At 59.1% G+C, this 12,840-nt stretch carries 11 protein-coding genes; 6 read left to right on the top strand and 5 right to left on the bottom strand.

What is annotated here, in order from left to right:
• The first annotated feature begins 186 nt into the window (after positions 1 to 186).
• Entirely contained in the window at positions 187 to 492 is a 306-nt protein-coding gene (locus KGA81_RS27480) for a DUF2288 domain-containing protein (protein ID WP_223550346.1), read from the top strand.
• A 307-nt stretch (positions 493 to 799) separates the two neighbouring features.
• Here the strand turns inward: KGA81_RS27480 and KGA81_RS27485 are convergent, their stop codons facing one another.
• Positions 800 to 2,995, bottom strand: a complete 2,196-nt coding sequence (locus KGA81_RS27485) for a hypothetical protein (RefSeq protein ID WP_223550349.1) — start codon at positions 2,993 to 2,995, stop codon at positions 800 to 802.
• Positions 2,996 to 3,192: 197 nt separating this feature from the next.
• Between KGA81_RS27485 and KGA81_RS27490 the strand changes: the two genes are divergently transcribed.
• Entirely contained in the window at positions 3,193 to 4,089 is an 897-nt protein-coding gene (locus KGA81_RS27490; RefSeq protein WP_223550351.1) for an NAD(P)-dependent oxidoreductase, read from the top strand.
• Here the strand turns inward: KGA81_RS27490 and KGA81_RS27495 are convergent.
• Entirely contained in the window at positions 4,046 to 6,262 is a 2,217-nt protein-coding gene (locus KGA81_RS27495) for a putative bifunctional diguanylate cyclase/phosphodiesterase (protein ID WP_223550353.1), read from the bottom strand. The two genes, KGA81_RS27490 and KGA81_RS27495, sit on opposite strands and share 44 nt — an antisense overlap.
• Positions 6,263 to 6,410: 148 nt before the next feature.
• A complete protein-coding gene (locus KGA81_RS27500; protein WP_150754146.1) occupies positions 6,411 to 6,776 on the bottom strand; it encodes a YkgJ family cysteine cluster protein in 366 nt (121 codons plus the stop codon).
• Positions 6,777 to 7,044: 268 nt separating this feature from the next.
• Between KGA81_RS27500 and KGA81_RS27505 the strand changes: the two genes are divergently transcribed.
• Positions 7,045 to 8,394 (top strand): spinster family MFS transporter, encoded by a 1,350-nt coding sequence (locus KGA81_RS27505; RefSeq protein ID WP_223550355.1) that lies wholly within the window; start codon positions 7,045 to 7,047, stop codon positions 8,392 to 8,394.
• 183 nt (positions 8,395 to 8,577) lie between these two features.
• On the opposite strand, the gene rapA is transcribed toward KGA81_RS27505, so the two are convergent.
• A complete protein-coding gene (gene rapA, locus KGA81_RS27510) occupies positions 8,578 to 11,424 on the bottom strand; it encodes an RNA polymerase-associated protein RapA (protein ID WP_223550357.1) in 2,847 nt (948 codons plus the stop codon).
• A gap of 216 nt (positions 11,425 to 11,640) precedes the next feature.
• Between rapA and KGA81_RS27515 the strand changes: the two genes are divergently transcribed.
• The 3 genes from KGA81_RS27515 (at position 11,641) to ccoM (ending at position 12,498) form a co-directional block, all read left to right on the top strand.
• Positions 11,641 to 11,982: an aspartate-semialdehyde dehydrogenase gene (locus tag KGA81_RS27515; protein WP_223550359.1), complete on the top strand. Its 342-nt coding sequence runs from the start codon at positions 11,641 to 11,643 to the stop codon at positions 11,980 to 11,982.
• Between the two features lie 99 nt (positions 11,983 to 12,081).
• On the top strand, positions 12,082 to 12,243 hold the full coding sequence (locus KGA81_RS27520; RefSeq protein WP_178076663.1) for a hypothetical protein: 162 nt from the start codon (positions 12,082 to 12,084) through the stop codon (positions 12,241 to 12,243).
• A 144-nt stretch (positions 12,244 to 12,387) separates the two neighbouring features.
• The gene (ccoM, locus tag KGA81_RS30115) at positions 12,388 to 12,498 is read left to right on the top strand and encodes a cytochrome c oxidase subunit CcoM (protein WP_310056553.1); all 111 of its coding nucleotides are present in this window, start codon (positions 12,388 to 12,390) and stop codon (positions 12,496 to 12,498) included.
• A 221-nt stretch (positions 12,499 to 12,719) separates the two neighbouring features.
• Here the strand turns inward: ccoM and KGA81_RS27525 are convergent.
• Positions 12,720 to 12,840, bottom strand: a 121-nt coding sequence (locus KGA81_RS27525; protein ID WP_141228961.1) for a transposase, incomplete at its 5' end; no start/stop codon positions are given.

The following is a 12,840-nucleotide window of genomic DNA, read 5'->3' on the forward strand; positions in this document are numbered from 1 at the left end:
TGCAAGTGTCGCTTTATTGAAAGAAAAAGACAGAATTGCGGCGGGGGTGTTGAAGGGCTTATAGCCGGATTCAGTGCATTCCCTGGCTTTACTGCGCTTTTCATTTCGGTGACTCAATCACATCCGGGTTTTTCTGCCAGACCACCGACGTTATCATTCGCGTCGATTTCTTTTCCGGACAGTCCCATGAATCAAGAACCTAGCACCCTCTATGCCAAGCTGCTTGGTGAAACCGCATCTATTACCTGGAAAGAGTTGGAGCCGTTCTTCGCCAAGGGTGCCCTATTGTGGGTCGATCCCGGCCTGGATTTGATCGCCGCCGCCGAGGCCGTGGCCCAGGATGAAGGGGAGAAAGTGGCTGCCTGGCTGGCCGCTGACGAGCTCGCCAAACTGTCTGAAACGCGGGCGCTGGACCTTTTTGAACGTGATCCGCAGTTGTGGGCCGTGGTCGTTTCGCCGTGGATTCTGATCCAGGAAAGGGCGCAGGTTTGAATGATCGCACCTGTTTGGTGCGTTCTTTTCAGGGGGGAAAGTGTGTAGCCGGGTAGCGTGATGGCATGTTGCCGTGGAGAAAGGCCACAGCCTCACGGTGACGTAAACGTAACGGGAACAGTTGGGAGGACAACTGAACGGCTGCTCAATTGTTTCTGGATGTTGAATGTGTGTTGGATTCGAAGCCGCCTTCGCTGGCAAGCCAGCTCCTACAGGGTTCGGTGTCGTTCACGAAATATGTGTTCGACATCAAATCCTGTAGGAGCTGGCTTGCCAGCGATTGGAGCGACTCGGTACCAGGTCAGTCTCAGAAAGTCTTGCCCGTATGGTTATTCAACGAAATGACCTTGGTCTTGCCAATTCGGTGACGGTAGATCTCACGCAGGTACTTGATCGATTTCTTCACACAGTCGCGTGACAGGCGGATGTCGTTGATCGAGACGAACTTGTCCTTGTCATTGATCAGCTCTCGGTACTTCTTCTCGTACATCGGCTTGATCGCGTACCAGTTGGTATCGAGGATCTTCGCCGGGTTCTCGAATTCGTTGAGCAACTCGTCGATCCGGTCTTCATCGAACTGTTCGTTGATGATGAAGTCCAGGATCGAGTTGTCCAGGGTCTCGTCGAAGCGGTACGGATTTTTTGCGAAGCAGCGCTTGATGAAGGCCACGATCAGTGTCAGGAAGTCGTCCGACAGGCACGGGCTCTTGGCGATCAGGGTGGTCAGCGACAGGTTGGCCGAGGCACCGATCACCAGCGCGTAGCGCTTGAGCGTGGTGTTGGGGAACAGGCTGTTGAGGTGCGTCTTCAACCGGTTCAAATCCATGTAGGACAGCTTGTAGTCCTTGGGCAAGGAAACGATCGACACCACCGACGAGCAATTCTTGAAGAAGTGCAGGTCGTGCAGGGCCGCCGCGTCGTACCCCGAGTTCTTGTACTGCTCCAGCGACGCGCGATAGCGCTTGGACTCGATCGGCAACAGGCTGATGCCTTCGATGGCCTGGGTGACCTTGTTGAAGTGCGGCAGGTCGATCGAACGGAAGAACAGGTCGTCGATGTTCAGGCGCTGCGGCTCTTTCTCGAACACCTTGAATTTGTCGCTGCTCGGCGGCGGGGTTTCCGGCACCACGGACTCTGCGTAGGCAATCGCCACCGGGCCGGCCAGACTCATGAACAGGTCGTTGGCGTCCAGGCGGATGGTTTCGCCGATGTCGATGCCGGCGCGACGGAAATAGTTCTGGTCGTAGTCGGTGGTCACCGCCTGGGCCGTCAGAATGTTGAAGATCTGCTGCGAGATGTATTGGTTGGCATGCTTCTCCATGGCATTGACATCAATGTTCTGGATATTGCCGTCATCGTTCTCTTCGGCGTAACGCATGATGTCGTTGGAAATCAGCATCATCGCGTTCCATGGGCGGATGCGGCCCATGACGCTGGCTTCGCTGCTGTCTTCGTTGGCGAAGTTGTAGGAGAAGTCCCACTCTTCCGACAGGTACTTGCACAGCAGGCGGCCGGCATTGATGTGCAGGGCCTCGGACATTTCACTGCGGTGATCGGAAATGTTCGGCAGTACGCAGATGCCACTGGTGAAGATCGGTTCGAAGACGAAGGCGTGGCCGCTCTTGCTGTCGTGCTCGTCCATCGGTTTGGTGTCGAACGTTTTGTTCATGTACGAGTGCTGTTGGGCCAGACCGAATTCCGAGGCCATGCCCGAACCGGTACCGCCACCGGCACTGAATATCGAGAAATACAGGCGCGACTGGTTGGCCTTGATGCCGCAGCTGTCGATCAGGTACGAGTGGATCATCTTCCAGTCAGGGCTGGAGAAACGCTGGGTGTCCTTGTTCAGGATGATCTTGGCCAGGTACTGGCCGAGGATCGGCGCGTTACCGGCGCCGCCGGCGTGGACTTCCGACAAGTCCATGATTTTCATCTTGCTGTAGTCGCGCAGGAAACCGCTTTTTTCGCCCTTGCGCGAGAAACGGATGCGTCCGGCGATGTCCTTGTCCAGGTCGCCGAGCATCACCAGTGGCTCGACCAGAAACACCGGCTTGGTGTTTTTGTTCTGACCCAGGCGCAGGTTATTGCGGATCCACTGGGCCGGGCTGTAGCCCTTTTCGGCAAAACGCTTGTCTGGCGACAGGCGATCTTCGTTGTTGAATTCGTTGAGGTAGAACTTGCGGGCGTTGTACACCAGCTCCGCCACGTCCAGCGCAATGTTCGAACCGCAGCGGCCCAGGCCGATCAGGCACACCGACGGGAATTCCTGATCGTTGTGCTGTTCGCTGTCGCCGTCCAGATGCGGTGCGCGCGGGAACACCATGTCGCGCAGGCCGTCGAGGTTGTCGAGGATGCGGTCGGTGTTGGTTTCGGTGAAGTACAGGTATTGCTGGGTTGCCAAGGGGCGCGATTGAATCAATGGCTTCAGTGATGACGGGCCGTTGGCCGCAGGGCTCAACGTCAGATCGGTTACCGCAGTGGCCGGGTTGTTTTTAGAAGTCATTGTTCGCCATCTACCTGGGCTGATTGGTTGGCCGACTCGCAGTCGTCGAACCGTCACGGAATACAATCGCGTCTTTTTTTCAGCGCGTACCTGGACCATGCCTTGGTCCTTGGCCTGAGCATCGCTCGGCGTGAATCCTTTCCTGAGTCATGATGGATCGGCCAATATTTGGCGATCTTTAATCAAAAGGAGGCAAAATGATGTCAACGCTACCTTCGCTGGGGTTTGCCGGGATCGGCCTGATGGGGTTGCCAATGTGCCGGCGCCTGTTGGCAGCGGGTTATCCGCTGGCGGTATGGAATCGCAATCCGGACAAGTGCAAGCCGCTGGTGGAGGCCGGGGCACGCCAGGTCGCCAGCCCGGCAGAACTGTGCCAGCACGCGGACGTGGTGATGTTGTGCCTGGCGGATACGTCGGTCGTACGCGAGGTCGTGTTTGCTCCGGCAGGCATTGCGGAGGGCGCCAAAAAAGGCCAGTTGCTGGTGGATTTCTCCAGCCTGGAGCCCAACGCCACACGGGAAATGGCCGCAGAGCTCGCCGGCAAAACCGGCATGGGCTGGCTCGACACGCCGGTGTCCGGCGGTGTGGTCGGGGCTGAAGCCGGGAGGCTGGCGATCATGGTGGGTGGCGAGCCGCAGGATCTGGATCGGGTTCGCCCCGTTCTGCTGAACCTGGGGCAACGTGTGACGCACATGGGCGGCGTCGGGGCAGGGCAGGTGACCAAGGCGTGCAATCAGATGATCGTCGCCTGCAATGCCTTGGTGATTGCCGAAGTGGTCGCGTTGGCGGAACGTTCCGGGGTTGATGCCAGTCTGATCGCCGAAGCGCTGGCCGGCGGCTTTGCCGATTCGAAACCCTTGCAGATCCTGGCCCCACAAATGGCGGAAAACCGTTTCGAGCCGGTCAAGTGGCATGTGCGCACGTTGCTCAAGGATCTGGATACCGCTGTGAAGTTTTCCCGTGAGCAAGGCTCGGCGACACCGATCAGTGGTCTGGCCGCGCAGTTGATGCGCCTGCATGGGAGTCAGGGTTTCCTTGAAAAAGACCCGTCTACATTAGTGCAGATGTACCGTGAGCCAGGCTCAGGGTCGTGACGGTACAGGCGTGCTTGCGCTGCTTGATTTCGTTCAGTACCGGATGCAGTTCAGCCAGCGGTAACGGCCGACTGAGCAAATAGCCCTGAACGAAGTCACAGCCATGGTTTTCCAGAAACTGATATTGCTCGAAGGTTTCGACCCCTTCGGTGACCACTTGCAGGTGCAGGGTATGGGCCATCACGATGATCGCCTGGACAATCTCCATGTCCTGGGTGGCCTTGGGGATGTCCTGGATGAACGAACGGTCGATTTTCAGTGTGTTGAGCGGCAAGCGCTTGAGGTAGGCCAGAGATGAATAGCCGGTGCCGAAGTCATCGATCGACAGCCACACGCCGAGGGCACGAATCTGTCGCAGCAACATCAGCGTATTGGCGATATTGCCCATCAAGGCGTTTTCCGTGACTTCCAGTTCCAGCCGGTGGGGCTCCACACCGGCGGCCCGCAATGCGGACTCGATTTCATCGGCCAGTTCAACGCGCGCCAGGCTCAGGGGCGAGCAATTCACGGCGATCTTGAGGTCTACACAACCCTGGCGCGACAACTCGCCCAGATCTTCGCAGGCCTTGCGCAGCACCCAGTTGTCCAGTTCGGCGATCAGGCCGTTGGCCTCGGCGATGGCGATAAAGCGATCCGGTACGAGGAAACCATGGACCGGGTGTTGCCAGCGAATCAAGGCTTCGAGCTTGCTGACCTGACCGGTCTTGAGGTCATAGATCGGCTGGTAATAGAGCATCAGGCCAGCGTCTTCTCGCAGGGCAAAGCGCAGTTCTTCTTCCAGTTGCAATTCCAGTGTGGCGCGGGTTTTCAGGTTGGCGCTGAAAAAGCTCAGGCCATTGCGGCCACCGCCCTTGGACTGATACAGCGCAAGGTCGGCGTTCTTCAGCAGTTCTTCACACGTCTTGCCATCTTCCGGAAACAGGCTGATGCCGATGCTGGTGGTCATGACCATGCGCCTGCCGGCCAGTTCGATGGGCTCCTTCATTTTCAGCATGATGCGTTGGGCCATCTGCCGCGCCTCTTCACGATCATGCAGGTCGATGAGCAGGCAGAACTCGTCGCCGCCGAAGCGCGCGACCACATCCTCGTGACCGCGAATCGAACTCTTGATGTGCCCGGCAAGCACTTTGAGCAGTTCGTCACCGGCATCGTGGCCAAGGCTGTCGTTGATTCGCTTGAAATGGTCGATGTCCAGGAACATGACCGCCAGCATCCCGCCTTTGTTGGCTTTGTCGATGAGTTTTTCGGCGAAGACCTGGTTGAATCCGCGGCGGTTGATCAGGTTGGTCAGCGCGTCGTAGTGCGCCACCTGTTGCAGTGACATGCGCGCCTGGTCCAACTGGCTGAGCAGGGAGTTGACCCGTTGCAGGTCGTGGTCCTTGCGTTGCAGTTTCTTGTCCGCCAGCGCCGCGCTGATGCTGCTGCCGATGATCAGCAGGGTCATGACCGCCACGGTCAGTGCCAGTTGCAGTTGGCTGTGATCGCCGGTTTTCGCTGGCAGGCTGCCTTCGGGCAGCACCAGGTTGAAGGCGGCCATGGCAGTGAGGTGCATGCTGAGGATGCCAGCCCCGAGCAACAGGCTGGCGCAGTATTTGATGAGCTGATGCAGTATGCCGGCGCCGTCGCGCAGATACCATGCCAGTAACAAGGCTGCCAGTGCGGCACCGATCGCGATCGCAATGGAAAGGGCAAACAGGCCCGGATGGTAATAGACCGAGGCATTGGAGTGCATGGCCGTCATGCCCACGTAATGCATGGTCGAGATACCCAGGCCGATCCCGATCGATGCCGTGAGGCACTGTCGCAAACTCAGCTCGGGAAGGCTGAGGGTATGCATGGCCAGCCACGCGGCGAGCAGCGCGATGGTTAGCGAGAACACCGTGACAGGCAGTTGGTAGTGAAGATCGACAGGCGCCTGGAATGCCAGCATCCCGACGAAGTGCATGGCCCAGATACTGCCGGCCAGGCACCCGCTGCCAACCCAGCGCCAGAGCGTTTGGGAGGCGGATTGTTCAGCGTGAGCAACCCGTTCGGCCATGTCCAGTGTCGCGAAGCAGCCGACACAGGCGACCAGATAAGCCAGCAGCACCAGAAAAGGGTCATGCGTGCAATCAAGAATGACCTGCCCACTCTCTGGTAGCTCGGTAATGAAATGCAAACCAAGCCACTCCATAGCATGCCCCCATCGTTATCCCTGAGGCCGGCGCAAGGAGCGCCAGCGAATGTCCTGGAGTATAGAGGGCGTGGATGGAGCACAAGTGATAGTGGCACATTGATGCTAATGATTTTGGCATTAGCCTGATAGCGATTCGTTCTAATGCTCAGGCGATTTGCTTCTGAGGCGTCTCGAATGCGGGTTGCAGCGCCGGCAAGCCGAAAGCGGCACGGGCCGCGTCGCAATCGGGATTGGCCAGGCCATCGACCCAAGAAGCCTCGAACTCCCGGCAAGTGCTGGAGCGTTTTTCGTAAATCGAGCACTGCACCGTACTGCCCACGTCTCCCACCAGGCTGGTGCAGCGCACGGGTTTGCAGCCGGTGCCGAGCATCGCGACCCGGCTGGGGCTGATCTGCTCGACAAGCTCATCGGGTACCGTTCCCCCGGACGAGGCACATTCCCCCCAGAAAAATGACACGCGAAAATGAGAACAGCAGGCACCGCAATTCAGACACGGACTGGCTTCGGACATGGGCGATTATCGTAAGGAGGAGTGGAGACACGGAGGGGAAACAAGGCCGCTATTCTAGGCTTCGCCAACGGCTTTGGAAGGGGGGGAGAAGGGTATTTTTCAACGAACGGACGGACTGCGAAATACCCGCCCTGCGAAAGGTCCTACAGGTTGCGTCCCATGGGTGGGTATCAGCCTGGCGAATAATGAAAGACAGTCGTGGTCGGCCTGTCTAGATTGCAAAGTCCGGGGGCAGTGACGCCCCAAAAACAATAAAAGAGACGGACCCATGCAGAACTCGACCCAAGCGGCCAATGCCTGGCGCATCCTGTTCCTGTTGTTCCTGGCCAATCTGTTCAATTTTTTCGACCGCACCATTCCGGCCATCATCATCGAACCCATTCGCATGGAATGGCACCTCAGTGATTTCCAGCTGGGGATCATCGGTACGGCATTCACTATCGTCTACGCCATTGCCGGCTTGCCATTGGGGCGCATGGCCGATACCGGCTCGCGCAGCAAACTGATGGGTTGGGGGCTGGCGGTGTGGAGCGGTTTGACCGCCGTCAACGGTATGGTGGGCAGTTTCTGGAGTTTCCTGATCGTGCGCATGGGCATCGGTATCGGTGAGGCCAGTTACGCGCCAGCCGCCAACTCGCTGATCGGCGACTTGTTCCCGGCTCACCGCCGGGCTCGCGCCATGGGCATCTTCATGCTCGGGCTGCCATTGGGGCTGTTGCTGGCGTTCTTCACCATCGGCGCGATGGTCAAGGCCTTCGATAGCTGGCGCGCGCCGTTTTTTATCGCAGCGGTGCCCGGGCTGGTCCTCGCGATCTTCATGTTTTTCATCAAGGAACCAAAACGCGGCGCCGCCGAGAGCGTTCAGGTGTCGCAGGAAAAGATCGATCGGCCGATCCGTCGGGTATTGGCGGTGCCAACCTTCCTGTGGCTGGTGATGGCCGGCCTGTGTTTCAACTTCGCCACCTATGCCTGCAACTCGTTTCTGGTACCGATGCTGCAACGGTACTTTCTCATGCCGTTGCAGGATGCCGCGGTCGCCACCGGAGTTATTGTCGGTGTGACCGGGTTGGTCGGCCTGACCCTCGGTGGCTGGATTGCGGACAAGATTCACCAGCGGATTGCCAACGGGCGGCTGTTGTTTGCGGCCTTCAGCCTGATGATTTCGACGGTCTGCACCGCGTGGGCGCTGCATTCCGGGCGCATCGAGATTGGTGTGTTTGTCGCCGTGTTCAGTCTCGGTTGGCTGTTCGCCTACAACTTCTACACCTGCGTGTACACAGCGATTCAGGATGTGGTCGAGCCGCGGTTGCGGGCGACGGCCATGGCGCTGTTCTTTGCCGGGCTGTATCTGTTGGGCGGCGGTTTGGGGCCGGTGGTGGTCGGGGCCTTGTCGGATCACTTTGCCTACTCGGCGATGCTGGCGGCCGGTGCCGGGCAGATGACCGAAGCCTTCAAGGCGGTCGGCCTGCACGATGCGATGTACCTGATTCCGGTGGCGCTGTTGTTCACCGTGGTGTTTCTGGTGCTGGCTTCGCGGTGTTTTGTGCGCGATGCCAAGCGGATGAAGGAAGGGTTGGTGGCGGTGGTTGAGCCTGAAGGTTCTGCGGTGACTGCTTAACCGCTATCGTCGGAACGCCGCCCGGAGCAAGCTCGCTCCCACATTGGATCTTCATTGCATATGAGATCCCTGTGGGAGCGAGCTTGCTCGCGATGAAGCCATCAGCAGCACTACTGAAATTGAAGTAAACAAAAAGGCCCGCATCGCTGCGGGCCTTCTTTTTATAGCGGTGGAGGAGAGTTGTTAACCCGCCACCAGCACCCGAATCGCTTCCAGTCGCAGCGCAGCCTTGTCGAGCATGGCCAGGCCTTGCTCGCGTTGATTGCGCAGGGCAACCAGTTCGCTGTCGCGTACGGTCGGGTTGACCGCTTGCAATGCGGTCAGACGTGCCAGTTCTTCTTCGGTATCGGCGGCCAGGCGACGCTGCGCCTCGGCGACACGTTCAGTGTGACGGGGCAGGATCTTCGCTTCACCGGCGTTGATCCGTGGCGTCAACTGGTCACGCTGGGCCTGGATGAACTTGTTGGCGCTGGCACGTGGCACGCTTTCAAGCTGATCGTTCAGGGTTTCGAACGAAACGCGGGCCGACAGGTCGTTGCCATTGGTATCGAGCAGGCAGCGCAGGGCGGCCGGCGGCAGGTAGCGACCCAGTTGCAGCGAGCGCGGGGCAACCACTTCGCTGACATACAGCAGTTCCAGCAACACAGTGCCCGGCTTCAGTGCCTTGTTCTTGATCAGCGCCACGGCGGTGTTGCCCATCGAGCCGGACAGGACCAGGTCCATGCCACCCTGAACCATCGGGTGTTCCCAGGTGATGAACTGCATATCTTCGCGAGACAGCGCCTGGTTACGGTCGTAAGTGATGGTCACGCCTTCGTCGTCGCCCAGCGGGAAGCTGGCGTCGAGCATTTTTTCGCTGGGCTTGAGGATCAGCGCGTTTTCCGAATGGTCTTCACTGTCGATGCCGAAGGCGTCGAACAGGGTTTCCATGTAGATCGGCAGGGTGAACTGATCGTCCTGCTCGAGGATCGCCTCGACCAGTGCATCACCTTCACCCGCGCCGCCGGAGTTGAGTTCCAGCAAGCGGTCGCGACCGGTGTGCAGCTCGTCTTCCAGACGCTCACGCTCGGCGCGGGCTTCGTCGATCAGCGCTTGCCACTCGCCATCGTCGGCCTCTTCCAGCAGCGGCAGCAGGCGCGAGCCGAACTGATGCTGCAAGGCGTTGCCGGTCGGGCAGGTGTTGAGGAATGCGTTCAGTGCTTCGTGGTACCACTGGAACAGACGCTCTTGCGGGCTGGTTTCCAGATATGGCACGTGCAGTTCGATGGTGTGCTTCTGGCCGATCCGGTCCAGACGACCGATGCGTTGCTCCAGCAGGTCCGGGTGGGACGGCAGGTCGAACAGCACCAGGTGATGGGAGAACTGGAAGTTGCGACCTTCACTGCCGATTTCCGAGCAGATCAGCACTTGCGCGCCAAACTCTTCATCGGCGAAGTACGCGGCGGCGCGGTCACGCTCGAGGATGTTCATGCCTTCGTGGAACACTGTAGCCGGGATGCCCGAGCGCACGCGCAGGGCGTCTTCCAGGTCCATGGCGGTTTCGGCGTGGGCGCAGATCACCAGCACTTTGGTGCGTTTGAGCATCTTCAGCTGATCGATCAACCATTCGACGCGGGGGTCGAATTTCCACCAGCGTTCTTCTTCGTTGGCATCCGGCTGGGCCTGGAAACTGACTTCCGGGTACAACTCGGCGTGATCGCCCAACGGCAGTTCGAGGTATTGGTCCGGGCACGGCAGCGGGTACGGGTGCAGCTTGCGCTCCGGGAAACCCTGCACGGCGGCGCGGGTGTTACGGAACAGCACGCGGCCGGTGCCGTGGCGGTCGAGCAGTTCGCGCACCAGGCGGGCGCTGGCTTCGGTATCGCCATCGTTGACGGCGGCCAGCAGGGCTTCGCCTTCGTTGCCGAGGAAACCGTGGATGGTCTTGTGGGCTTGCGGCGACAGGCTTCCTTTGTCCAGCAACTCCTGAACGGCTTCAGCCACCGGGCGATAGTTTTCGCTTTCGGCGCGGAAGGCTTGCAGGTCGTGGAAACGGTTTGGGTCGAGCAGGCGCAGACGAGCGAAGTGGCTGTCCTGGCCCAATTGTTCCGGGGTGGCGGTCAACAGGAGCACGCCGGGAATGATTTCGGCAAGTTGCTCGACCAGCGAGTATTCGGGGCTGACCTGATCTTCGTGCCACACCAGGTGGTGAGCTTCGTCGACCACCAGCAAGTCCCAGCCGGCCGCGAACAGCGCGTCCTGGGCTTTCTCGTCGTCCACCAGCCACTCGAGCGCGACCAGCGCGAGTTGGGTGTCTTCGAACGGGTTGCTGGCATCGCTTTCGATGAAGCGCTCTTCGTCGAACAGCGCGACCTGCAGGTTGAAACGGCGGCGCATCTCGACCAGCCACTGGTGCTGCAGGTTTTCCGGAACCAGGATCAGCACACGGCTGGCGCGGCCCGAGAGCAATTGGCGATGGATCACCAGGCCGGCTTCGATGGTTTTGCCCAGGCCCACTTCATCGGCCAGCAGAACCCGTGGCGCGATGCGGTCGGCGACTTCGCGGGCAATGTGCAGCTGGTGCGCGATCGGTTGCGCACGCACGCCGCCCAGGCCCCAAAGGGAGGACTGCAGCTGGCGGCTGGTGTGTTCCAGCGTGTGATAACGCAGGGAGAACCAGGCCAGCGGGTCGATCTGGCCGGCGAACAGACGGTCGCTGGCCAGGCGGAACTGGATGAAGTTCGACAGTTGGGTTTCCGGCAGGGTGACCACTTCGTTCTGCCCGTTGAGGCCGTGGTAAACCAGCAGGCCATCGATGTCGTCGACTTCGCGGACGGTCAGTTTCCAGCCTTCGAAGTGAGTGATGGAGTCACCGGGCGAAAACCGCACGCGGGTCAGAGGCGCATTCCGTAGCGCGTACTGGCGGGTGTCGCCAGTGGCCGGGTAGAGCACGGTCAACAAGCGGCCGTCCTGTGCCAGAACGGTGCCTAAACCCAGCTCGGCTTCGCTGTCACTGATCCAGCGTTGCCCCGGTTGATACTGCTGCGCCATGCTGCCTGACTCCCACCTGAAAAAGCGGGCTATCTTAACGGAATGAGGGCTTCAGGGCCAAAGGACTCTCAGAAAAACTCACAGTCTTACGTTAGTCCACCTGTGCATGGCGCGCCGCCCGGTGCATTAATGAGTGCCAATTGGGTCACAGTTTGCGACCGATGGCTCAAGTCGCCATCCCCGCAGCCGACAGCCTGCTGACAGGAGACCGAAACCATGCTGCCACCGATGCTCCCCCTGAGTGCCGTGCCGATCACTTCGCAAACCGACCCGATCCGCCAGCGTCCGGACATTCCACCGGTGGTGCCGGTGCAGGAAAGCTCCAGTGAAAGCACCATTGACCTGCAAAAGCGCAATCCCGAAGAGGACGGGTCAGTGCTGCGCGAGGAACAGCGCCGCAAACAGGAGCAGCAAAGACGTCGCCGCGAGGCTGATCATGACCCCGAGGCGCACCTGGCGATTCCCGGCGATGAACTCAATGCCGACAACACCGTGCCCGTGGCGCCGCTGATGGACGATCAGCCGCGGCAGGGGTTGTGGGTCGATATCGAGATTTGACCGCGGGCTGGTCAGCGCGGCTGTCAGGCCGCATTATTGGAGCAGGGTTGCCGAACGCTACGGCGGCTGAAACTCATTTCAAGCGATGCACTGACCGCCATGAGCCAAGACGACAAACTGATTGACCTCAACGCTGAACGCGCCAAGCGTGTTCATGACCTCAACGACAAGCGACTCAATGAAGTTCGCCAGGCGTTCGAGCAGGCCATGCCGTTGGGCAAGGCCAGGAAAAAGCCGAAAAACAAACCGAAAAAGCGCTGAAATCCCCCCGCATTTATTGATGCGGGTCAAACTTTCCCCTTCCTCTTGCCCAGTCTCGGGCGACATTGATCCTGATCAATGTTCTCTCCTGTCCGTTTGGTTAACTTAGCCCTATCGCAGCAGGGCAAGTACAGGAGAGGCGTCATGTTTTTCGACAACGTGGTGATCGCCGGAGTGCTGACTGTCGGCCTCATGTTTGTATTTTTTGCAGGATTCGGACTTTTTATCTGGAAGGATTCGCACAAGCGGAAATAACCGTAGTTCTTTCTGGATGTAATGAGCACGCAAGGCATTTTGGGCAACTTCGGTTGCCCTTTTTTTGTTTGTTTTTCGACCTTGGTCAATTTAGGAGCTGGCTTGCCAGCGAAGAGGCCGGCACATGTAATAGCGATGTTGGCTGACAGACCGCTTTCGCTGGCAAGCCAGCTCCTACAGGATTTGTGGCGTCGGTAAATTGCAGCAATAAAAAAGGTTCTTCACGGATTACCGGGAAAGACGCTCTTGATCTTCATGAAAAAGAATTCGCTGTCCCGGTAACCGTACGCCATCCGCTTAATGACCTTGATTCGATTGTTGATGCCTTCCAGCTGGCCCGTA

Source organism: Pseudomonas sp. A-B-19, assembly GCF_019947515.1.
Taxonomy (GTDB): domain Bacteria; phylum Pseudomonadota; class Gammaproteobacteria; order Pseudomonadales; family Pseudomonadaceae; genus Aquipseudomonas.